This window comes from Thalassovita litoralis (genome assembly GCF_900182725.1).
In the GTDB taxonomy this organism is placed as follows: Bacteria; Pseudomonadota; Alphaproteobacteria; order Rhodobacterales; family Rhodobacteraceae; genus Thalassobius; species Thalassobius litoralis.
In genome coordinates this window covers 413554-436028 of sequence record NZ_FXTO01000001.1, presented here as the reverse complement: position 1 = coordinate 436028, position 22475 = coordinate 413554, and the positions used below count along the sequence as shown (strand labels likewise).

General features: G+C 58.0%; 21 protein-coding genes and 1 pseudogene. 13 read left to right on the top strand and 9 right to left on the bottom strand.

Annotation, left to right across the window (positions count from 1 at the left end):
• Position 1: 1 nt before the first annotated feature.
• The 3 genes from hemW to rph are packed head-to-tail and all read right to left on the bottom strand — an operon-like array spanning position 2 to position 2469.
• Positions 2-1159 carry a radical SAM family heme chaperone HemW gene (hemW, locus tag FN828_RS02120; RefSeq protein ID WP_142491720.1) on the bottom strand — a complete coding sequence of 386 codons (1158 nt, stop codon included), beginning with the start codon at positions 1157-1159 and terminating at the stop codon, positions 2-4.
• Positions 1152-1760, bottom strand: coding sequence for an RdgB/HAM1 family non-canonical purine NTP pyrophosphatase (gene rdgB, locus FN828_RS02115; RefSeq protein ID WP_142491719.1), 609 nt, complete (start codon positions 1758-1760; stop codon positions 1152-1154). The genes hemW and rdgB overlap by 8 nt, the downstream gene beginning before the upstream one ends.
• On the bottom strand, positions 1753-2469 hold the full coding sequence (gene rph, locus FN828_RS02110; protein WP_142491718.1) for a ribonuclease PH: 717 nt from the start codon (positions 2467-2469) through the stop codon (positions 1753-1755). Before rph ends, rdgB begins: the two co-directional genes overlap by 8 nt.
• A 112-nt stretch (positions 2470-2581) precedes the next feature.
• Here rph and hrcA point away from each other — a divergent pair, with 112 nt between their 5' ends.
• Positions 2582-3646, top strand: coding sequence for a heat-inducible transcriptional repressor HrcA (hrcA, locus tag FN828_RS02105; protein WP_142491717.1), 1065 nt, complete (start codon positions 2582-2584; stop codon positions 3644-3646).
• 9 nt (positions 3647-3655) lie between these two features.
• Positions 3656-4216 carry a nucleotide exchange factor GrpE gene (locus FN828_RS02100; protein WP_142491716.1) on the top strand — a complete coding sequence of 187 codons (561 nt, stop codon included), beginning with the start codon at positions 3656-3658 and terminating at the stop codon, positions 4214-4216.
• Positions 4217-4280: 64 nt separating this feature from the next.
• Here the strand turns inward: FN828_RS02100 and mutS are convergent, their stop codons facing one another.
• Positions 4281-6923: a DNA mismatch repair protein MutS gene (gene mutS, locus FN828_RS02095; protein WP_142491779.1), complete on the bottom strand. Its 2643-nt coding sequence runs from the start codon at positions 6921-6923 to the stop codon at positions 4281-4283.
• A gap of 152 nt (positions 6924-7075) precedes the next feature.
• Between mutS and FN828_RS02090 the strand changes: the two genes are divergently transcribed.
• Complete coding sequence (locus FN828_RS02090) at positions 7076-9331, top strand: NADP-dependent malic enzyme (RefSeq protein ID WP_142491715.1); 2256 nt, start codon at positions 7076-7078, stop codon at positions 9329-9331.
• A 14-nt stretch (positions 9332-9345) separates the two neighbouring features.
• A complete protein-coding gene (locus FN828_RS02085; protein WP_142491714.1) occupies positions 9346-10218 on the top strand; it encodes a ribokinase in 873 nt (290 codons plus the stop codon).
• A gap of 3 nt (positions 10219-10221) precedes the next feature.
• Here the strand turns inward: FN828_RS02085 and msrA are convergent, their stop codons facing one another.
• Positions 10222-10884, bottom strand: coding sequence for a peptide-methionine (S)-S-oxide reductase MsrA (msrA, locus tag FN828_RS02080; protein ID WP_142491713.1), 663 nt, complete (start codon positions 10882-10884; stop codon positions 10222-10224).
• Between the two features lie 144 nt (positions 10885-11028).
• On the opposite strand from msrA, the gene FN828_RS02075 reads away from it, so the two are divergent.
• Positions 11029-11937, top strand: coding sequence for a D-amino acid aminotransferase (locus FN828_RS02075; RefSeq protein WP_142491712.1), 909 nt, complete (start codon positions 11029-11031; stop codon positions 11935-11937).
• Complete coding sequence (locus FN828_RS02070; RefSeq protein ID WP_142491711.1) at positions 11937-12650, top strand: sulfotransferase-like domain-containing protein; 714 nt, start codon at positions 11937-11939, stop codon at positions 12648-12650. Before FN828_RS02075 ends, FN828_RS02070 begins: the two co-directional genes overlap by 1 nt.
• Before the next feature lie 49 nt (positions 12651-12699).
• On the opposite strand, the gene FN828_RS02065 is transcribed toward FN828_RS02070, so the two are convergent.
• Together FN828_RS02065 and FN828_RS02060 are read right to left on the bottom strand one after the other, a co-directional pair.
• Positions 12700-12981 carry an SCP2 sterol-binding domain-containing protein gene (locus FN828_RS02065; RefSeq protein ID WP_142491710.1) on the bottom strand — a complete coding sequence of 94 codons (282 nt, stop codon included), beginning with the start codon at positions 12979-12981 and terminating at the stop codon, positions 12700-12702.
• 85 nt (positions 12982-13066) lie between these two features.
• The gene (locus tag FN828_RS02060; protein WP_142491709.1) at positions 13067-14293 is read right to left on the bottom strand and encodes an argininosuccinate synthase; all 1227 of its coding nucleotides are present in this window, start codon (positions 14291-14293) and stop codon (positions 13067-13069) included.
• A gap of 105 nt (positions 14294-14398) precedes the next feature.
• Between FN828_RS02060 and ilvA the strand changes: the two genes are divergently transcribed.
• Positions 14399-15637, top strand: a complete 1239-nt coding sequence (gene ilvA / locus FN828_RS02055) for a threonine ammonia-lyase IlvA (protein ID WP_142491708.1) — start codon at positions 14399-14401, stop codon at positions 15635-15637.
• 2 nt (positions 15638-15639) lie between these two features.
• Here the strand turns inward: ilvA and FN828_RS02050 are convergent, their stop codons facing one another.
• On the bottom strand, positions 15640-15972 hold the full coding sequence (locus tag FN828_RS02050; protein ID WP_142491707.1) for an Hpt domain-containing protein: 333 nt from the start codon (positions 15970-15972) through the stop codon (positions 15640-15642).
• A gap of 172 nt (positions 15973-16144) precedes the next feature.
• Here FN828_RS02050 and FN828_RS02045 point away from each other — a divergent pair.
• Positions 16145-17415, top strand: a pseudogene (locus tag FN828_RS02045) (PP2C family protein-serine/threonine phosphatase).
• Here FN828_RS02045 and FN828_RS02040 read toward each other — a convergent pair.
• On the bottom strand, positions 17395-17841 hold the full coding sequence (locus FN828_RS02040) for an NUDIX hydrolase (protein WP_142491706.1): 447 nt from the start codon (positions 17839-17841) through the stop codon (positions 17395-17397). The pseudogene FN828_RS02045 and the gene FN828_RS02040 overlap by 21 nt on opposite strands.
• Before the next feature lie 87 nt (positions 17842-17928).
• On the opposite strand from FN828_RS02040, the gene hslO reads away from it, so the two are divergent.
• The 5 genes from hslO (at position 17929) to FN828_RS02015 (ending at position 22464) form a co-directional block, all read left to right on the top strand.
• Positions 17929-18927, top strand: coding sequence for an Hsp33 family molecular chaperone HslO (gene hslO / locus FN828_RS02035; protein ID WP_142491705.1), 999 nt, complete (start codon positions 17929-17931; stop codon positions 18925-18927).
• A complete protein-coding gene (locus FN828_RS02030; protein WP_142491704.1) occupies positions 18920-19516 on the top strand; it encodes a CoA pyrophosphatase in 597 nt (198 codons plus the stop codon). Before hslO ends, FN828_RS02030 begins: the two co-directional genes overlap by 8 nt.
• Positions 19517-20665 carry a CCA tRNA nucleotidyltransferase gene (locus tag FN828_RS02025; protein ID WP_142491703.1) on the top strand — a complete coding sequence of 383 codons (1149 nt, stop codon included), beginning with the start codon at positions 19517-19519 and terminating at the stop codon, positions 20663-20665. It abuts the gene before it with no gap.
• Between the two features lie 10 nt (positions 20666-20675).
• The gene (locus FN828_RS02020; RefSeq protein ID WP_142491702.1) at positions 20676-21899 is read left to right on the top strand and encodes a class I SAM-dependent RNA methyltransferase; all 1224 of its coding nucleotides are present in this window, start codon (positions 20676-20678) and stop codon (positions 21897-21899) included.
• A 70-nt stretch (positions 21900-21969) separates the two neighbouring features.
• Positions 21970-22464 carry a L,D-transpeptidase family protein gene (locus FN828_RS02015; protein ID WP_142491701.1) on the top strand — a complete coding sequence of 165 codons (495 nt, stop codon included), beginning with the start codon at positions 21970-21972 and terminating at the stop codon, positions 22462-22464.
• Positions 22465-22475: the final 11 nt, after the last annotated feature.

Genomic DNA, 22475 nt, shown 5'->3' with positions numbered 1-22475 from the left:
ATTACCCTGCCAAAAGTTCCCGTAGGATCGAGTTTAGCACCATCCGCCCATCCGGCGTTGTTGACACAGTGTCGCCATTGATCGCAATCATTCCGATGTCTTGCAAATAGCAGAGCCGTTCGGGGGACAATACATGGCCTGTCAGGGTCTCATACCGACGCAGGGAAATCCCTTCTGACAGGCGCAACCCCATCAAAAGAAACTCGCTGCCCTGATCCTCAAGGCTGATCCGTTCGCGTTCGCGCTCGGTTGTGCCTGTATCGGCCAGCGTCAGCCATTTTGTAGGGTTGGAAAATGCCTCGGTCCCGTATCTTTGGCCGTTAATCGTCAGTCGGCCATGTGCGCCGGGACCAATCCCAATATAGTCACCATAGCGCCAATAGACACTGTTATGCCGGGATTCTGCGCCGGGACGGGCGTGGTTTGATACCTCGTAGGCCAGCATCCCGGCTTCGCCGCAAATGTCCTGTGTCACCTCGTACATCTGCGCGGCCAGATCTTCCTCGGGCAGGCCACGCAGCTTGCCGCGATTGTAGCGGTCGCCAAAGGCCGTGCCTTGTTCGATCGTCAATTGATACAGCGACAGGTGGTCAATCGCCATCGACAGGGCTTCGCGCAATTCAGCCTGCCAATCGGCCAGTGTTTGATCCTGCCGTGCATAGATTAGATCGAAACTGACACGGTCAAACTGTGCGCGGGCAATGTCAAACGCGGCACGTGCTTCTTCGACGCTGTGAATACGCCCCAATCGTTGTAAATCGCGGTTATTTAGGGCCTGAATACCCATAGAAATCCGGTTCACCCCGGCCTGTGCGTATCCAGCAAAGCGGCCAGCCTCGACCGATCCGGGATTGGCCTCTAGCGTGATTTCGATGTCGTTGGAAATAGCCCAGTGGGATCGGATACGATCCAGAATCCCATGGACCACGTCGGGGTTCATTAAGCTGGGCGTTCCACCGCCAAAAAAAACTGATGTCAGCGCACGGCCCGGCACCTGTTCGGCGTAGCGGTCGATTTCGCGTAAATAGGCCCGAAGCCACTGGGATTGGTCGATTTCACGTGAAACATGGCTGTTGAAATCGCAATAGGGGCATTTGGCCTGACAGAACGGCCAGTGGACATAAATCCCGAAGCCGCCGTTCTGCCAATCTTCAGTCAAAGCAATCCGCCACCAGTTTGGCAAAGGCCACGGCGCGGTGACTCATTGCGTGTTTTTGTGCGGGGTCCATTTCGCCAAAGGTTTCGTCGAATCCGTTTGGTACGAAAATCGGATCATAGCCAAACCCATGCGCCCCGCGCATCGGCCACACGACCTGTCCTTCGACCTTGCCCACGAACAATTCGTCATGCCCGTCAGGCCAAGCCAGACACAGGGTACAATTGAATGCCGCAGTGCGGGGGGGAGGGGCGTTTTTTTCCTCCAACAGGGTCCAGGTTTTTTCCATTGCCATGTTGAAATCGCGCCCGTTCGGCGTTTCGGCCCAATCGGCGGTATAAACCCCCGGCGCACCGTCCAACGCGTCCACGGAAATGCCGCTGTCATCCGACAGGGCGGGCAATCCCGTGGCTTTTGCCGCGAAATGCGCCTTGATCCGCGCATTTCCGGCAAAGCTGTCTTCGGTTTCTTCCGGTTCTTCCAGCCCATGATCCGCGGCAGAACTGACCGTGATCCCGAACGGGGCCAGCAGCGCGGAAATTTCGCGCAGCTTGCCCTTGTTGTGGCTGGCCAGAACCAGTTGATCGCCGGTGAACTTACGCATTGACCGCAGCCCGTTGTGCGGAAACCAGTTCGGCGACGCCTTTTTCCGCCAGATCCAGAAGCTGATTCATCTGGTCGCGCGAATAGGTCGCGCCTTCGGCAGACATTTGAACTTCGATCAGGCGGCGGCTTTCCAGCATGATGAAATTCCCATCAACGCCAGCTTCGCTGTCTTCGGGGTAATCCAGATCCAGCACGGGCTGTCCGGCGTAAATCCCACAGGACACGGCGGCCACAGGTTCGATCAGCGGATCGGTTTTCACCAGCCCGGCCTTCATCAGCTTGTCCACGGCCAGACGCAGTGCAACCCAGCCGCCGGTGATTGATGCGCAGCGCGTGCCGCCATCGGCCTGAATCACATCGCAATCCACGGTGATCTGACGTTCACCCAGCGCAACGCGATCCACGCCCGCCCGCAAAGAACGACCAATAAGCCGTTGAATTTCAACGGTTCTTCCACCTTGCTTGCCCGATGCAGCCTCGCGCCGCATACGGCTGGTGGTGGAACGCGGCAGCATACCGTATTCCGCTGTCACCCAGCCCAGCCCGGACCCTTTGATAAAGGGCGGAACGCGATCTTCGATCGTGGCTGTACACAGCACATGGGTATCGCCGACCCGGATCATACAGGACCCTTCGGCATGTTTCGTTACACCCGTTTCAATTGAAATCGGGCGCATTTCGCTTAAATCTCGACCAGATGGACGCATGAGTTTTCCCCTTCTGTTGACCGTGGGATACAGGCCTGACCGCCCCGAAGGCAAGCCCGATTGACCTTTGGCGCTCTGGCTCTTTAATGGCGGATGGGTCAAGGTGTGGATCATGAAACAAGGCGAAAATATCCTGTCTGAACTGAACGACCGCTCGCGCGAGGTGTTTCGCCGCGTGGTCGAAGGCTATCTTGCCAGCGGCGACCCGGTCGGGTCGCGCAGCCTGACCCGCACGCTTAGCGAAAAGGTCAGCGCCGCGACCATTCGTAACGTGATGCAAGATCTGGAATATATGGGGCTTCTGGGCAGCCCGCATATTTCTGCGGGGCGGGTGCCAACGCAGATGGGCCTGCGCATGTTCGTGGATGGGTTTCTGGAAGTCCGCGAAATGGATCAACTGGACCGGCAAAAGCTGGATGAAACGCTTAGCACCAACGCCCGCGATGTGGGCGGGCTGTTGGATCGTGTCAGCACAGCATTGTCCGGCGTTACACAGGGGGCGTCGATCGTGTTGGCCCCGAAACACGAAGCGCCGATCAAACATCTGGAATTTGTATCGCTTGGGGTGGACCGGGCGCTGGTGGTGATGGTGTTTGCCGATGGACATGTGGAAAACCGCCTGTTCACGCCCCCACCGGGACAAACCCCATCGTCCATGCGCGAAGCGGCGAATTTCCTGAATGCCCTGATCGAGGGCAAAACCCTGTCCGACCTGCAAACCCAGATCCGCACGGAAATCAGCAACCGCCGTCAGGAAATTGATTCGCTGGCCCATGAGTTAGTGAACAGCGGCTTGGCGGTCTGGGAAAACGAAGGCGAACGTTACGAGCGTCTGATCGTGCGCGGGCGGGCCAATTTGCTGAACGCCGACGACAACGAAGAGGATCTGGAACGCATCCGCGTGCTGTTCGACGATCTGGAACGCAAGCGCGACATCGAAGAATTCCTGCAACTGACCGAACAGGGCGAAGGTGTGCGCATTTTTATCGGGTCCGAGAACAAACTTTTCTCACTTTCGGGTTCCTCTTTGGTCGTGTCTCCATATATGAACGCTGATCGTAAGATTATCGGTGCGGTGGGCGTTATTGGCCCAACGCGCCTGAACTATGGACGGATCGTGCCGATTGTGGATTACACGGCACAACTGGTCGGCAAGATGATTTCCGACCGGAGCTAGAGGTGGACTATGGCAGAGCCAAAGAACAACGATTTCCTTGACGACATCGAAGCCGCCGAGGCCGAAGCATTCGCAGATGAGATGGAAGAAATCTCGGATGCGGAGGCAGAGGTGGACGCACTGCGCGCCGAGCGGGACGATTTCAAAGATAAATTCATGCGCGCACTGGCCGACGCGGAAAATTCGCGCAAACGGGCGGATAAACAGCGCCGCGAAGCCGAACAATACGGTGGGTCAAAACTGGCGCGCGATGTGCTGCCGGTTTACGACAACATGAAACGGGCGCTGGATGCGGTAACGGATGAACACCGTGCCCAATTCGGTGCCGTTCTGGAAGGCGTGGAACTGACCATGCGCGAATTGCTGAACGTGTTCAAAAAACACGGCATTGAACTGATCGCGCCGCAGGTCGGGGATAAATTCGATCCGCAGATGCACGAAGCCATGTTTGAAGCCCCCGTACCCGGCACCAAATCCGGCGAGATTATTCAGGTTTCCGCCGAAGGCTTCATGCTGGGCGAACGTCTGCTGCGTCCGGCGCAAGTGGGTGTGTCGTCAAACCCCGGCTAAGTCCAGCGCCCGAGGAGAGCGCAGGAATCTGAGTATTTTTTGCAAGATGAATGAAGGGGCGGTCCTATTTGTGGGCCGCCTCTTTCAATTCGTACAGCAGGTCAAGCGCCTGTCGGGGGGTCAACTCGTCCGGGTGAATTTCTGACAGGCGTTTTTCTACTTTGCTTTCCTGTTTCGGGGCAGGGGGCGGGGCAGCGGCAACGGCAGAAAATAGCGGCAGGTCGTCAATGATGGCTTTTTTCTTGTTGCCGCCTTCGCGTTCGCCTTTTTCCAGCGCATCCAGAACCACGCGGGCGCGGGCGACCACCGCATCGGGCAGCCCGGCCAGTTTTGCTACCTGCACACCATATGATCGGTCCGCCGCGCCTTTGCGTACCTCGTGCAGGAAAATCACGTCGCCTTCGAATTCCTTTACGGCGACCGTGGCGTTTTCGACCCCCGGCAGTTTCCCGGCCAGCGTGGTTAGTTCGTGGTAATGCGTGGCAAACAGGGCGCGAGATTTATTTGCATCGTGCAAATGTTCCAGCGTTGCCCACGCGATAGACAACCCGTCATAGGTGGCCGTTCCGCGCCCGATTTCATCCAGAATAACCAGCGCCCGGTCATCCGCCTGATTCAGGATCGCGGCGGTTTCCACCATTTCCACCATAAAGGTCGACCGCCCTCGCGCCAGATCGTCGGATGCCCCGACGCGGCTGAAAAGCTGGCTGATCATGCCAATATGCGCCTGCGTGGCTGGCACATAGCTGCCCATTTGCGCCAACAGGGCAATTAGCGCGTTCTGGCGCAGGAATGTCGATTTACCGGCCATGTTCGGCCCGGTCAAAAGCCAGATCGCGGCGGCATCGTCCTGTGCTGTCAGATTGCAATCATTGGCGATAAACGGGGTATTTCCTTGTTTGCGCAGGGCTTGTTCTACAACAGGATGACGCCCGCCCGCGATTTTCAGGGCACGGCTGTTGTCGACCTGCGGGCGGCACCAGTTTTCGCCATGTGCCAGATCGGCCAGCGATGTCGCCAGATCAATTTCCGCTAACGCGCCAGACGCCCCGCCGATCCGGTCCGCCCGGTCCAGAATTGCGCGGCGCAGGGTTTCAAATATCCGTTTTTCAATCTCTAGCGCACGGCCCCCGGCGTTCAGGATCTTGGTTTCCATCTCCGACAGCGGAACCGTGGTAAACCGCACCTGATTGGCCGTGGTTTGGCGGTGTTTGAACGTATCAGACAGGGGGTCAGACAGCATTTTATCCGCATGGGTCGCGGTGACTTCGACGAAATAGCCCAGCACGTTATTGTGCTTGATTTTCAGCGATGTAATGCCAGTTTGCTGAACATAGTCCTGCTGCATCCGGGCAATCACGCCCCGGCCTTCGTCACGAAGCTGGCGCATCTCGTCCAGTTCGTCGTCAAAACCGGGGGCGATGAACCCGCCATCGCGGGCCAGCAGGGGCGGTTCAGCCACCAAGGCCTGATCCAGAAGGTCCAGAACGTCCTCGTGTCCTACCAGATATTGTGCTGATGTTGCCAAAAGACGCGGCATATCGTGGTCTCGTAGCAGATCGGCAATTTGTCCTGCCTGATCCAGACCATTGCGGATTGCCGCCAGATCACGCGGGCCGCCCCGGTCCAGTCCTAACCGGGACAGGGCGCGATCCAGATCCGGCACCTTGCGCAATGCATTGCGCAGATCATCAGATAAGCGGCTGTGATCAAATGAAAAATCAATGGCTTGCAGGCGATCATGTACCACATCCAAAACCCGTGACGGGCTGGACAGGCGGCGTTCCAGAAGTCGCGCACCCGCCGCCGTCACCGTGCGGTCAATTGCGGCCAGCAAAGACCCCGCGCGCCCACCGCTCATGGCATGGGTCAGCTCGAGGTTCCGGCGTGTCGCGGCATCAATCTGGACCACACGGGCTTCGGCCTCGCGCAGGGGGCGGCGCAGCAGCGGCAGCTTTCCCTTTTGGGTGATTTCCAGATATTCCACGACAGCGCCCATCGCGGATATTTCGGGGCGGCTGAATTGGCCGAAGGCTTCCAGCGATCCCACATCGAACAAGGCGCACAGCCGCTTTTCCGCCGATGCGCTGTCAAAGGCCGCGCGGCCCAACGGGGTGACGGATGCGCCGGTTTCCCTGATGATTTGCACCGTACCTTCCACCCCGTAATCAACGGCGTTGTCGTTATCGGCAATCAGCACCTCGGACGGGCGCAGCCGTGCCAATTCCGGCCCCAACCGCAGTGGGGCCAGCGGCATGATATGGAATTCCCCCGTGGAAATATCGACCCACGCCAATGCGCCTTGGTCACGCACTTCGGCCCAGGCGCACAGGAAATTATGCCGCCGCGCCTCTAGCAGGGATTCCTCGGTCAGTGTGCCGGGGGTGACAAGCCGCACAACCTCGCGCCGGACAACGGATTTGGACCCGCGTTTCTTGGCTTCGGACGGGTCTTCCATCTGTTCACAGACCGCAACGCGGAACCCTTTGCGGATCAGGGTCAGAAAATAGCCTTCGGCGGCGTGAACCGGGACGCCGCACATGGGAATATCTTCGCCCAGATGTTTGCCGCGTTTGGTCAATGCAATATCCAGCGCTTCGGCGGCGGCAATGGCATCGTCAAAAAACATCTCGTAGAAATCGCCCATCCGATAGAACAGAAGCGCATCTTTGTGGGCTTCTTTGATCTCCAGATACTGGGCCATCATCGGCGTGACGTTGCTCACGGTTTTCCCCTTTTTCGTTCTGGCGGACCTTACAAATCTGTGCCCTGCGGCGAAAGGCGAAAACGTCTTTCTGTTGAGACTGCGGCCCAAGCCTTGTAAGAGGCGAAAGCCCCATTATTCACAGGCCCGATCACATGACGAAAAATCGCATCACCCCCGAAGAGGCGCTGGCCTTCCATTTGGAACCCCGGCCCGGTAAATTTGACATCACGCCCAGCGTTCCCATGACAACGCAACGTGACCTGTCGCTGGCGTATTCGCCGGGTGTGGCGGTTCCCTGCGAAGCCATCGCTGAAGTGCCTGAAACCGCGTATGACTATACCAACAAGGGGAACCTTGTGGCTGTGGTGTCGAACGGAACCGCGGTTCTGGGTTTGGGTAATCTTGGCGCGTTGGCGTCCAAGCCGGTGATGGAAGGAAAATCCGTCCTGTTCAAACGCTTTGCCGATGTGAACTCGATCGACCTTGAACTGGATACCGAAGACCCCGAGGAAATCATCAAAGCGGTGAAGCTGATGGGGCCAACTTTTGGTGGCATCAACCTCGAAGACATCAAGGCGCCGGAATGTTTTATCATCGAACAGCGCCTGAAAGAGGAAATGGATATTCCCGTTTTCCATGACGATCAGCATGGTACGGCGGTGATTTGTGCGGCGGGTCTGATCAACGCGCTGCATATTTCGGGTAAGAAGATCGAAGAGTGTCGTATTGTTTTGAATGGTGCGGGTGCGGCAGGGATTGCCTGTCTTGAACTGCTGAAAACGATGGGCGCGAAGCACGATAACTGCATCATGTGCGATACCAAGGGCGTGATTTATCAAGGTCGCACCGAAGGCATGAACCAGTGGAAATCGGCTCATGCGGCAAAAACTGACCTGCGCACGCTGGAAGAAGCCATGAAAGGCGCAGATGTGTTCCTTGGCGTGTCGGCCAAGGGGGCAGTAACGCCCGAAATGGTTGAAGCGATGGCCGATAACCCGGTGATTTTCGCAATGGCGAACCCAGACCCCGAAATCACCCCGGAAGAGGCGCACGCCGTTCGCCCCGATGCGATTGTGGCGACGGGCCGGTCGGATTACCCGAACCAGGTGAACAACGTCCTGGGCTTCCCCTATCTGTTCCGTGGTGCGCTGGATATTCACGCGCGTGCCATCAATGACGAAATGAAAATCGCCTGCGCCGAGGCGCTGGCCCAACTGGCCCGCGAAGATGTGCCAGACGAAGTGGCAATGGCCTATGGCAAGACGCTCAGCTTTGGCCGCGATTATATCATTCCCACGCCGTTCGATCCGCGCCTGATCTACACGATCCCGCCCGCAGTGGCGAAGGCTGGTATGGATACCGGCGCGGCGCGGCGTCCCATCATTGATATGGATGCTTACGAACTGTCGCTGAAAACCCGGATGGACCCGACCGCCAGCATTCTGCGCGGTATTCATGCGCGGGCGCGGAATGCACAGGCGCGTGTGATTTTTGCCGAAGGCGACGATCCGCGCGTGTTGCGGGCAGCGGTGCAATATCAGCGTTCGGGTCTGGGCAAGGCGCTGGTTGTGGGCCGTGAAAACGATGTGAAGGCCAAGCTGGAAGCCGCTGGCATGGGCGATGCCGTGCGGGAACTGGAGGTGGTGAACGCCGCCAACAGCCGTCATTTGCACACTTACAAGGATTTCCTGTACGCGCGCCTGCAACGCAAAGGGTTCGACCGGCATGATGTGCATCGGCTTGCCGCGCGGGATCGCCACGTTTTCAGCGCCTTGATGTTGGCGCATGGACATGGCGATGGTCTGATCACCGGGGCTACCCGTAAATCCGCGCATGTGATGGAACTGATCAATCATGTGTTCGATGCGGATGCCAAGCACGGTGCAGCGGGCGTAACGGCTATTCTGCACAACGGTAAAATCGTTTTGATTTCTGACACGTTGGTTCATGAGTGGCCGAACGAGGAAGATCTGGCCAATATCGCGGAACGCTCGGCCGGGGTGGCGCGGCATTTGGGGTTGGAACCGCGCGTGGCTTTCGTGTCCTTCTCGACCTTTGGGTATCCGGTGTCGGAACGCGCCGAAAAGATGCACATCGCGCCAAAAGTTCTGGAAAAGCGCGGGGTGGATTTTGAATTCGAGGGCGAAATGACCGTGGATGTGGCCTTGAATTCGAAAGTCGCGGAAACCTATCCGTTCCAACGCCTGTCTGGTCCGGCAAATATCCTTGTGGTTCCGGCGCGGCACTCTGCTTCGATCAGCGTAAAGCTGATGCAGGAAATGGCAGGGGCCACGGTCATTGGCCCGATCCTGACAGGTGTGGATAAATCCATTCAGATTTGCTCGACGAACTCGACCGCGAATGACATTCTGAACATGGCCGTTCTGGCGGCCTGTAAGGTGGGTTAAGTCAGGAGGCCCGAATGACCATTTGGAATCTCGGGTCTATTAACGCCGATTACGTTTACCGGGTGCCGCATCTGCCGGGGCCCGGTGAAACCATCGCTGCCGCATCTCTGGAACGGGGGCTGGGCGGCAAGGGGGCCAACATGTCCGTGGCCGCTGCCCGCGCTGGAACGCATGTGGGCCACATCGGGGCTGTTGGCGCAGACGGGCGCTGGGCTGTTGATCGGCTGACAGAATACGGTGTGGATACGCGCTGGATTCGTCAGGTTGCTGAACCCACCGGCCATGCGATCATCAATGTGGATGACGAAGGCGAAAATTCCATCACCATTTATCCGGGCGCAAACCGGGACATTCCCGAATCCATCGTCGGCCTTGCCCTGGCCGAGGCACATCCCGGCGATACGCTGCTGATGCAGAACGAAACCAACAAACAGCGCTATGCCGCAGGGATCGGTGCGCAATTGGGGCTGAAAATCGCCTATGCCGCCGCGCCGTTTTCCGTGGCCGCGATTACGGCAATCATGCCGCATCTGGACATGCTGATCCTGAATGCCGTGGAAATGGAACAGCTTCATTCTGCCACCGGGCTTGTGCCGGGGCCGGAAATGGGTGTGAAAACCGTTCTGGTGACACGGGGCGCCGAAGGCTGTGTTCTGTTCGACGGCGACAATGGCCATGATCCACAGCATTTCCCCGCCCGCAAGGTCACGCCGATAGACACAACCGGCGCAGGGGATACCTTCACCGGCTATGTGCTGGCCGGGCTGGATCGGGGGATGCCGATGGCACAGGCAATTGATCTGGCGACCCGCGCCGCGGCCCTGATGGTCATGCGCAAGGGAACCGCCGATGTGATCCCCGATTTACGCGAGGTTCAGGCGTTTTAGAGCCTATTTCGCGAAGGGTGCCGCGTTCCCCCAAAGCTGTTTCACCCGCTTATCCCGACCACAGGCGTTCCGGTATTTCTTATATGCCTTGGATTGCTTGATCGGGCCAAAGCGCGTGATCACCAGATTGTCGCCTTTGTAATAATCCTGATGATAGTCTTCGGACTTGTAGAACCGCGCCGCAGGCAGGATCGGGGTCACGATCTTTTGTCCCAGCGCCTTTTGGGCATTGGCTTTTGCAGCTTCGGCAATGGTCTTTTCGGCTGGGTTAGATACGAAAATCGCCGTGCGATAGCTGTCCCCCCGGTCACAGAACTGACCGCCCGCATCTGTGGGGTCTACGGACCGGAAGAACATGTTCAGCAGCGTTTCACGCGAAACAACGGCGGGATCGAACCGGATTTCCACCGCCTCAAAATGGCCAGTGCCACCACGGGATACTTGCTTATAAGTCGGATTGGCCAACTTGCCGCCGGTATAGCCCGACACGGCGGAGCTGACGCCTTTTACCTGTTCAAAATCGGATTCAACGCACCAAAAACAGCCCCCCGCCACGATCAGCGTTTCGGTTGGTGCGGCCTTGGCCCCGGAACATTGCAGGAGCGTGCCAAAAATAATGGCAATGGTCAGGGCAATGGGTTTCAACGTGTCGAATGGTCTGGTCATGGCTGTGTCCCCTTTGACAACAGAATGCCCTGTCGCTTGCTATTGCGCCAATCCCCTGCAATCGAATGTCACGCAAGGGTGACAGCGCGTGAGGGGTCTTGCATCGCGGAAATACCCGTCTAAGCTTCTGAAAAGGAGATGCAAATGACCGAACATGTGACGACCCATCAGGCCGAAGAAGACGCCAGAAACGACCACATTCTGATCTATCTGAACGGTCAGATCGTCCCAAAGGATCAGGCCCGCGTTTCAGTCTATGACAGCGGTTTCATGCTGGGCGATGGTATATGGGAAGGGCTGCGGCTGTATAATGGCACATGGGCCTTTCTGGACGATCACATGGATCGCCTGTTCGAGGCCGCCAAAGCGATTGATCTGGACATCGGGATGACCCGTGAACAGGTGATTTCTGCCTTGTTAGAGACACAAAAAGCCAACGATATGCAAACCGATGCCCATGCCCGGCTGATGGTAACGCGCGGGGTGAAAACCCGCCCGTTTCAGCATCCGTCGCTGTCGCAATCGGGGCCGACTGTTACGATTATCATGGAACATTCACGGCCTTCGATCCCGCGCCCGATCAGTCTGGCGACCGTGCCGCATATTCGCGGGCTGCCGATGACGCAGGATCCCAAATTGAATTCGCATTCCAAACTGAATTGTATTCTGGCCTGTATCGCGGCGGAAAAGGCAGGCGCAGACGAAGCCCTGATGCTGGATGTGAACGGGTTCGTGAATACAACGAACGCCTGCAACTTTTTCATCGTGCGCAAAGGGCAGGTTTGGACCAGCACCGGGGATTACTGCATGAACGGTATCACCCGGCAAAAGGTGATTGATCTGTGCCGCGCCAATGACATCCCGGTTTTTGAACGGAACTATTCGTTGGTCGATACCTATGGCGCGGACGAGGCTTTTCTGACCGGCACATTCGGCGCGCAAACCCCGGTGGGGTCCATTGATGGGCGGCAGATTGGCACCGGGCAAATGGGGCCGATCACGCAGCGCATTCGCGAGCTTTACAAAACCATGACCCAAAAGGAATGCGCCTGATGCGAATTGCCATGTGGTCCGGGCCGCGCAACCTGTCGACGGCAATGATGTATTCCTTTGGTGCCCGGTTTGATTGTGCCGTGGTGGATGAACCGTTTTATGGGCCGTATCTGCGCATGACCGGGCTGGATCACCCGATGCGGGCTGAAATTCTGGCCGCGCGCCCCGAAAGCGCCGATGATGTGGCCGCGTCCCTGACTGGCCCTGTTCCGGGGCAAAAGCCACATTTTTATCAAAAACACATGACCCAGCACATGATCCCCGGAATGCCGCGCGATTGGATGGGGCAGATGGTGAATGTGTTCCTGATCCGCCATCCCGCGCGTGTGATTGCCAGCTTTGGCGCAAAATGGGACGGCTTCGGCTTGGCTGACATTGGGTTCAGCCAGCAAACGGAACTGTTTGAATATGTGCAGGCATTGGGCCAGACGCCGGTTGTGGTGGACAGTGCCGACATTCGTCGTGACCCCAAAGGGATGCTGAGCAAATTATGCGATGCGATTGGCTTGCCCTTCGATCCGGCGATGCTGCACTGGTCAAAGGGCGGGCATCCGGCAGATGGGGTTTGGGCGTCGCATTGGTATGGGGCGGTCCACAACTCTACCGGCTTTGCCGCCGCTGAAGGGGATTTGCCCGTACTGACAGGCAATGCAGCGGCGTTGCTGGAACAGGCCTTGCCGCATTACGAACGGTTGGAGCGGGTAAAGATTTAGCCACGGATCAGCATGGCCCGCGCACGTCGCCACAGAAAACGACCGTTTCTTACAGCAGCTCTTTTAGCTTCATCGCGATTGCCGGGTTGCCGGACAGTTTGATTTTGCCGGTCATGACGGCGGTCATGGGATTCAGCTTGCCTTTGATCAGCTTCTCTACATTCTCGGCAGTCATTTTCAGGGTCACGTCCGTGTCCTGATCTTCCAGTGAAACCGTGCGATCCGCGATCACCAGAACGCCCGCATCGCCGCAGTCGAATTTCAGACTGTCGGTAAAATGACTGCTGGCCACACCGCTGCGGATCATCTCTGCTATTTCGGAAAGCGTCATTGTTATCCCCATAAAAAACGCCCCTCTGACGGTAGAGGGGCGTTTCATGTTCAACAATTCTGACCTTGGGGCAGGTGCCGTTTGGTCAGCCTTTCAGCCGACGGTTCCGGGCCGCCAGCAGTTTCAGGCGCAGCGCGTTCAACTGGATGAAGCCAGCGGCGTCTTTCTGATCATAGGCTCCTGCGTCGTCCTCGAACGTGACGTGGGCTTCGGAATACAGGCTGTGATCCGACCAGCGGCCCACGGTAAATGCTGCACCTTTGTACAGGCGCACGCGCACGGTGCCGGTCACATGTTCCTGCGATTTGTCGATGAGCGCTTGTAGCATTTCCCGCTCGGGGCTGAACCAGAAGCCGTTATAGATCAGTTCCGCATAACGCGGCATGATCGAATCCTTCAGGTGGCCCGCGCCGCTGTCCAGCGTGATTTGTTCGATGCCGCGGTGCGCTTCCAACAGGATGGTGCCGCCGGGGGTTTCGTAGATGCCGCGCGATTTCATACCGACGAAGCGGTTTTCCACGAAATCCAAACGGCCAATCCCGTGACGTTTGCCGTATTCGTTCAGCTTGGTCAGGATCGTGGCGGGGCTCATGGCTTCGCCGTTGATCGCCACAGCATCACCCTGTTCAAAGGTGATTTCGATATATTCGGGTTCGTCCGGCGCGGTGCGCGGATCGTCCGTGCGCTGGAACACATAATCCGGTGCGGTTTCGGCCGGGTCTTCCAGAACCTTGCCCTCGGACGAGGTGTGCAGCAGGTTCGCGTCCACGCTGAATGGTGCTTCGCCGCGCTTGTCCTTGGCGATCGGAATCTGGTTCTGTTCGGCAAAGTCGATCAGTTTCGTGCGCGAGGTCAGATCCCACAGCCGCCACGGTGCAATGACCTTGATATCGGGGTTCAGCGCATAGCAGGCCAGTTCAAAACGAACCTGATCGTTCCCTTTGCCGGTCGCACCATGCGCGACAGCATCCGCGCCGGTTTCGGCGGCGATTTCCACCAGACGCTTGGAAATCAGCGGGCGTGCAATGGATGTGCCCAGCAGGTACAGGCCTTCGTATACGGCATTGGCGCGGAACATCGGGAAAACGAAATCGCGAACGAATTCTTCGCGGATGTCTTCGATATAGATGTTTTCGGGTTTGATCCCCAGCAGCTCGGCCTTTTTGCGGGCGGGATCAAGTTCTTCGCCCTGACCCAAGTCAGCGGTGAAGGTGACAACTTCGCAACCGTATTCGGTTTGCAGCCATTTCAGGATGATCGAGGTGTCAAGGCCACCGGAATAGGCCAGGACGACTTTCTTGGGCGCGGACATCGTTTTCCCCTTAATTCGCTTGCTCACAGGCGATTATCGGGTTTTGCAAGGGTAAGCAAGGTCAGGGGCTTGCAGAGGCGGCAAAGCTGCGTCACAGATTTGGATATGAGCGATTTTCAAACCAATGCCCAAGCCGCCGAACGCGCCATGCGCGAGGTATTTCCCGCTACTCCGCTGTTGCGGAATGTTCACCTGTCCGAACGTTTCGGGGCCGACATCTGGCTGAAACGCGAAGATCTGTCGCCGGTGCGGTCCTATAAAATCCGCGGTGCGCTAAATGCGATGCGCAAGGTGTTGGCGACGGACCCTGATCAAAACCTGTTTGTTTGTGCCAGTGCGGGGAACCATGCGCAGGGCGTGGCCTTTATGTGCAAGCATTACGGGGTAAGGGGCGTGATTTTCATGCCGGTGACGACCCCGCAGCAGAAGATTGCCAAGACGCGGATATTTGGTGGCGAAAACATCGAAATCCGCATGGTTGGGGACTATTTCGATGACACCCTTGCCGCCGCAAAGGAATATTGCACCGCCGAAGGTGCCTGTTTCCTGTCCCCTTTTGACGATGAAAACGTGATCGAAGGGCAAGCTACGGTCGCGGTAGAGGTTCTGGAGCAACTGGGCAAAGCGCCCGATCACATTCTGTTGCCCGTGGGCGGCGGCGGTCTGTCTGCTGGGGTTCGATCCTATTTGGGGGCGGGGCCGCATTACACCTTTGTCGAACCTTTGGGAGGCGGCAGCTTGTTGGCGGCGGTTGTGGCCGGGCGACCCGTGACGCTGGAGAAGGTGGACAGCTTCGTGGACGGTGCGGCAGTGGCCTGTATCGGGCAGAAAACCTTTGCACGGCTCAGCGATATTGATCTGTCCGATGTGGTGCTGGCGCCCGAAGATCGGATTTGCACGACGATTCTGGACATGCTGAACGTCGAAGGCATCGTATTGGAACCTGCGGGGGCTTTGGCGGTTGATGCGTTGGTTGATGTGGCGGATCAGATACGTGGCAAAACCGTGGTTTGTGTCACTTCGGGGGGGAATTTCGATTTTGAACGCCTGCCCGAGGTCAAGGAAAGGGCGCAACGCTATTCCGGGGTGAAAAAGTACTTTATCCTGCGTCTGCCGCAACGTCCCGGCGCGTTGAAGGATTTCCTGAAAATCCTTGGCCCCGAGGATGATATTGCCCGGTTCGAGTATTTGAAAAAAACAGCCCGAAACTTTGGGTCTGTGCTGATCGGGATTGAAACCAGTCACGCCAGCAATTTCCGCACGCTGTTCGCACGGCTGGATGCGGCTGGATTTACCTATCGGGATATTACAAACGATCAGATTTTGGCCGAATTCCTGATCTAAGATTATGCCACAAAGCGGTTGGGCAGTTCTTCCAGGAACAGATGGCGCGAAGCGTCGAAGCTGGACAATATGGCAGGCAGGTCGATTTGGTCGGAATGTCCGTTCGCGGCCTGTCGTTCACCCGCATGGCATTTTTCGGAAAAATCGGCAAATCCCAGATTCAATGCGCTGCCTTTCAGGAAATGAAGCTGGGCTTCCAAATCTTGTTTTTCGGGGGAATGGCGCAATTTGCTGATACCTTCCGCGACTTCGTCCAGAAACAGGTCCACGACTTCGTCAAAGTCATCGGGGCCGATCTGTTCGCGCAGTTCTGCTATCCTGTCCCAGTCAATCATTGCGATGCTCCCATTGATTTGCGGCAGGGTGCCTTGGAAATATTACCAAGAGGTTGATGCGCTAATTCTTTGAAAATTATCGGTTTCATCCGCTGTTAAACTCTTGGGGGGTAAGGGATCGAAAAACGACCCCAACCGGCAGGAGCAAAGGGTGACAGCCCCCGAATCGTATATAGCAGAAGACAGCAGCCCATCTGCCATTCGCAACGTGCTGATTGTGGATGACAGCAGATTGCAGCGGCGGATTCTGGCGGCGTCGTTGCAGCGGTGGGGGTTTGCTGTGACCGAAGCGGATTCTCAGCCGAACAAGCGTTGGATCATTGTTTGGCTACACCGCCCGATCTGGTGTTAAGCGATTGGATGATGCCGGGAATGGATGGGCTGGAATTTTGCCAGACCTTTCGGCGGTTGCCGCGTGACAGCTATGGCTATTTTATCCTTCTGACCTCGAAAACAGAAAAAGAGGCGGTGGCGCGGGGGCTGGATTGTGGGGCGGATGATTTTCTGACCAAACCTGTGAATGCTGCGGAATTGCGGGCGCGGATCAACGCAGGTGAACGTATCCTGCGGATGGAACGGGAACTAACCGAAAAGAACAAACTGGTCGGTGAAACGCTGGCGCAATTGCAGGTGATGTATGATGCGCTGGACAGCGATTTGATCGAAGCCAAAAAACTGCAACAATCGCTGGTACGGGAACGCTATCGTGATTTCGGGATGGCGCAGGTGTCGCTGCTGCTGCGGCCCAGCGGGCATGTCGGGGGTGACTTGGTGGGGATGTACCCGATTTCCGAGTCGCGAATCGGGTTGTTTGCAATTGACGTGTCCGGGCATGGCATCAGTTCTGCACTGATGACGGCACGATTGGCTGGTTATCTGTCTTCGGCTGTGCCGGATCAGAATATCGCTTTGGCAAAGCAGGCGGATGGCAGTTACGCAGCGTTACCGCCGTCGCAGGTGGTGGAGCGGCTGAACTCTATCGTGCTGGAGGAAATGGAAACCGAACATTACTTTACCCTGCTATTGGCGGATGTGGATATGGCGCTGGGCCGGGTGCAGATGGTGCAGGCCGGGCATCCGCATCCCGTGGTGCAACACGGGGACGGGTCGTGCAGCATCATGGGCGAAGGTGGGATGCCCGTTGGCCTGTTGCCCGGTGTCGTATTCGAGCAGGTGGAATTCGTGCTTCGCCCCGGTGAAAGGTTGTTGATACAGTCGGACGGGGTCACAGAATGCCCAACCCCGGATGAAACCCTGCTAGAGGAAGAGGGGCTGATCCTTCTGCTGCAAGACCTGAAAGACATACGTGGCACCGCCCTGATGGAGGCGTTGATCTGGCGATTGGCCGATCATGCGGGGCAGGATGAATTCCCTGATGATGTGTCCGCTATCTTATTGGAATATCGCGGCGAAAGCAGGGGATCAGACCCACCCGCCCTGTAACATCTGGGCAAAATGACGATCCCCAGAATTTCCCAGAACATCGACAGCCTGTTCCAGTGGCATCCAGACAGCAGTATGCCCCGGTTCGGTCGGATCGGCGATTTGGCGCACGGGATGGGCGATGTAAATGGTACACAGCTTTTCCGCCCAAATCTCATATTCCGGCATAAAGGTGAAACGCCGGAACGCGCCAACACGGCGGGGGCGTGAAATCGTCCAGCCGGTTTCTTCGATCACTTCGCGGTGCAGGGCCGACGTGGGGGATTCCCCTGCATCAATCCCGCCACCGGGTAGCTGATATTCCGGCCAAGGATGCGCCTGATGCGTGACCAGCAGATCCCCGCGATAGGGCAACAGCGCATAAGCCCCGGCCCGCAGCTTGTATTTTTGCCCGCGTTTGGGCGGCTGTCCGAACCGTCTGATCATGGGATGCCTCTTGGGTTGCTCTTGGTCTATGCCTTGCGACGCCTATATTGACGCGGTATGCCAAGGCAAGGCCTGTAAGGAAACCCCATGACTGTTGGAAATAAGCTTGCTTGGGACGACACTGTGTTGCCGTTCCAGCTGGACAATTCAGATATTCGCGGTCGCGTTGCGCGGCTGGATGGCGTGTTGGATGGCGTGTTGCGTCAACACGATTACCCCCCCATTGTCGAAGCGCTGGTCGCTGAAATGGCGCTGCTGACCGCATTGATCGGCCAAACGATCAAACTGCGCTGGAAGCTGTCGCTTCAGGTGCAATCGGATGGGCCGGTGCGGATGATCGCAACGGATTATTATGGCCCAACCGAGGATGGCCAACCCGCGCGTATTCGTGCCTATGCCAGCTATGACGTCGATCGTCTGACCAATGGCGCGCCGTTTGATCAGGTAGGCAAGGGCTATTTCGCGATTATGATCGACCAAGGCAAAGGCATGGCCCCGTATCAAGGATTGACCCCGCTGGTGGGCGGATCGCTGGCTGCCTGTGCCGAAGCGTATTTCGCCCAGTCTGAACAACTGCCCACCCGTTTCGCGCTAAGCTTCGGCAAATCGCGGGAACCGGGCGTTGGTGAATATTGGCGTGCGGGCGGCGTAATGTTGCAGCACATGCCCAAAGCTTCGCCCTTTGCCAAAGGCAACGAAGCGACCGGCGAAAGCGGTTTGCTGCACGCCCGTGATCTGGTGGATGGGGACGATTCCGAAAACTGGAACCGGGTGAATATCCTGCTGAATTCAGTCGAGGAGCTGGAACTGATCGGGCCGATGGTATCGCCGACCGATCTGTTGGTTCGTCTGTTCCACGAAGAAGCCCCGCGCGTATTCGATGCACAGCCCGTCCGGTTCGGCTGTACCTGTTCGGCAGACCGGGTGCGCCAAACCATGTCGATCTATTCGCAAAAAGACATCTCGAAGATGACGAATGACGTGGGTCGCGTGACGGCGGATTGCCAGTTCTGTGGCGCGCATTACGATCTGGATCCGGCGACGCTGGGGTTCGAGGCAACGAAGGCGGCAGACGACGATGAATGATCCGCTGGCGCGTGTGATTCAGGCTCTGACCCGGCCCAGTTCGTCATCCTCTGATTTCGATCTGAACCCGGATGTACAACTTCCAGAAGGGCGCAAGCTGCGCCCGGCTGGGGTGTTGGTGGCCTTTGTCCAGCGCAACGGCGAACCGCATGTGATCCTGACCAAACGTGCCTCGCACCTGAAGCACCATCCGGGGCAGATTGCCTTTCCGGGTGGAAAGCAGGACGAAGGCGATGCTGATGTGATTGCCGCCGCCCTGCGCGAAGCCCGCGAAGAGGTGGGGCTGGACCCCGCGATGGTGCAGGTTCTGGGAACCCTGCCCAGCCATGAAACCGTGACCGGGTTTACCATGACCCCGGTTCTGGCCCGCGTCACCGGGGATTTCACCCCCATCCCCGAACCCGGAGAGGTGGACGAGGTGTTTTACGTCCCGTTGTCCCATATCGCGGATTTGGGGCGGTTTTCCGTGCAGGGGCGGCGCTGGCGTGGAATGCGGCGGCATTATTTCACGGTGCCTTATGGTCCTTATTACATCTGGGGGGCGACGGCGCGGGTTCTGCGCGGACTGGCGGACAGGATGGCGGATTGAATGCGGATCACCGGCGACTGGATCACAGACCCGGCCACGCAAAAGGTTTGCGCGATGCTTCAGGCAGGCGGGCATCAGGCCTTTTTCGTGGGCGGGTGCGTGCGCAATGCGCTGATCGGCACCGGGGTGGCGGATATCGACATCTGCACCGATGCGCACCCGGACCGGGTGATGGAACTGGCGGCAGCGGCGGGGCTGAAGCCCGTGCCAACCGGGATTGATCACGGTACGATTACCGTAGTGTCGGGCGGTATCCCGCACGAGGTCACGACATTCCGCCGGGATGTGGAAACCGATGGGCGGCGTGCGGTCGTGGCCTTTTCCGACGACATACAAGAGGACGCGAAGCGGCGCGACTTCACCATGAATGCCCTGTATTCACGGGCTGATGGAACTGTGGTGGACCCGCTGGGGCAGGGGGTGGCGGATTTGCAGCGCCGCCATGTGCGTTTCATCGAAGACCCCGAACAGCGCATCCGCGAGGATTACCTGCGCATTCTGCGGTTTTTCCGATTTTACGCATGGTATGGCGACCCGGACGAAGGGCTGGACAGCGAGGGGCTGGCCGCTGTTGCGGAAAATACCGAAGGTCTGGCGCAACTGTCTGTGGAACGTATCGGGGCGGAAATGCGCAAATTGCTGTCCGCGCCCGATCCGGCCCCGGCCTTGGCGGCGATGCAGGCCTGTGGGGTGCTGACCCGGATTTTACCGGGGGCAGACGCGACCCAACTGGCGGTTTTGGTACATTTGGAAGGCGGAATACCCCCCGCGCCTATGCGGCGTCTGGCCTGTCTGGGGGATGCTCAGGCGGCCACACATTTGCGATTGTCCAATGCGCAGGCACGGGAATTGGCGCATTTGCGCGAAGGTCTGGAAACGACCCTAAGCCTGCCTGAAATTGCTTATCGTCAGGGAATGGACATGGCGGTGAATGTGGCACTGTTGCGCGCCGTGGCGTTCGAAATGCCGCTGGTCCTGAACCGGGATGAACTGGCGCAGGCCGCAGCGGTGCAATTTCCGCTGACCGGCAAGGATTTGATGCCGGATTACGCTGGCCCAGCACTGGGCGCGAAATTGAAAGAACTGGAACGGGCGTGGATCGAGTCAGGCTTTGCCCTGGATCGGGCTGCGCTATTGGCACGGCGATAAGGGAAACGGGATGGCTGAATACACGATCACACGGTTGGGGCATCAGGGCGATGGGATCGCCGAAGGCCCGGTATTCGTGCCGTTGGCCCTGCCGGGCGAAGTGGTGACAGGCACCCTTGAGGGGCAAAAGCTGGTCGATATGCGGATCATCACCCCGTCCGATGATCGGGTGGCTGCGCCGTGTAAACATTACAAAGCCTGTGGTGGCTGTCAGCTACAGCACGCGCGGGATGCGTTTGTGGCAGATTGGAAAACCGGGGTCGTGCGGCAGGCCTTGCGCGCGCAAGGGATCGAGGCAGAGTTTCGTCCCATCCAAACCTCGGCCCCGCAGACGCGGCGGCGGGCCAGCATTTCGGCGCGGCGTACCAAAAAGGGGGCGATGGCCGGGTTTCACGCGCGGGCCTCGGATACGATTGTGGCGATTCCCGATTGCCAACTGCTTGACCCCGCATTGCTAAGGGCGATTCCGGTGGCCGAAGATTTGGCCGTAACAGGCGGCAGCCGAAAAGGTGAATTGTCGGTTCTGGCCACACTGTCCGAAGCAGGGTTGGACCTGTCGGTGACAGGCGGCAAACCGCTGGACGGGCAACTGCGGATTGATCTGGCGGCGCTGACGGAAAAACACGGATTAGCGCGGCTGGCGTGGGAGGATGAAGTCGTCGCCATGCGACATCCCCCGGTGCAAAATTTGGGCGGGGTTCGTGTTGTGCCGCCTTCGGGTGCGTTTTTGCAGGCCACAAAGGACGGGGAAACCGCACTGCGCGACGCCGTGTCAGAAATTGTGAAAGGCTGCGATGCGGTGGTGGACCTGTTCGCCGGATGCGGCACCTTTGCCCTGCCCATTGCGCGCGGGGCCGAGGTTCACGCCGTCGAAGGATCCAAGGACATGATGGCCGCGCTGGACCGGGGATGGCGCGAAACACCGGGATTGAAGCGGGTCACACACGAAGCCCGCGATTTGTTCCGTCGCCCGCTGCTGCCGGATGAGCTGCGTAAATTCGGGGCGGCAGTGATTGACCCGCCCCGCGCCGGGGCCGAAGCACAGGTGACGGAACTGGCGCAATCCGGTGTGCCGGTGATCGCTTTTGTGTCGTGTAATCCGGTGACATTCGCGCGGGATGCCAAGCTATTGATTGCGGCAGGGTACGCGCTGGACTGGGTGCAGGTGGTGGATCAGTTCCGCTGGTCGTCACATGTTGAATTGGTGGGCAAGTTCACACTCAAATCCGCGTGAGGTGTTTGGCGGGGCTACCGCCGAATCCCAAAAAACGGTATCCAACGGAAAAACCGTTGGGGCAGTGCAGATGCGTTTCGTTAAATTCCTGTTGATCGGGCTGGTTCTGGTGGGGCTGGCCGGGTGTTCGTCCAAGTTCAAATCCTATCACGGCCCCGAGGTAACGCGGGTCGTGGTGTTCAAGGGCGAACGCAAGATGCACCTGCTGCACCATGACAAGGCGCTGAAATCTTATGACATCGGGCTGGGTTTTGCGCCGGTGGGGCATAAGAATTTTGAAGGGGACGGAAAAACCCCCGAAGGGCATTACCGGATCGACAGGCGCAACCCTAACAGTGAATTCCATTTGTCTGTCGGGATTTCTTATCCGAATACTGCGGATCGCACCCGTGCGCAGGCTGCTGGAAAAAGCCCCGGTGGTGATATTTTCATCCACGGCCGCCCCGGCAAATACCGCGATGGCGGGCGTGATTGGACGGCGGGATGTATTGCCGTATCCGATAAGGAAATTGAAGATATCTATGCAATGGTGCGTAACGGCACACCGATTTCCATCTATCCCTAAGGTGGGACGGG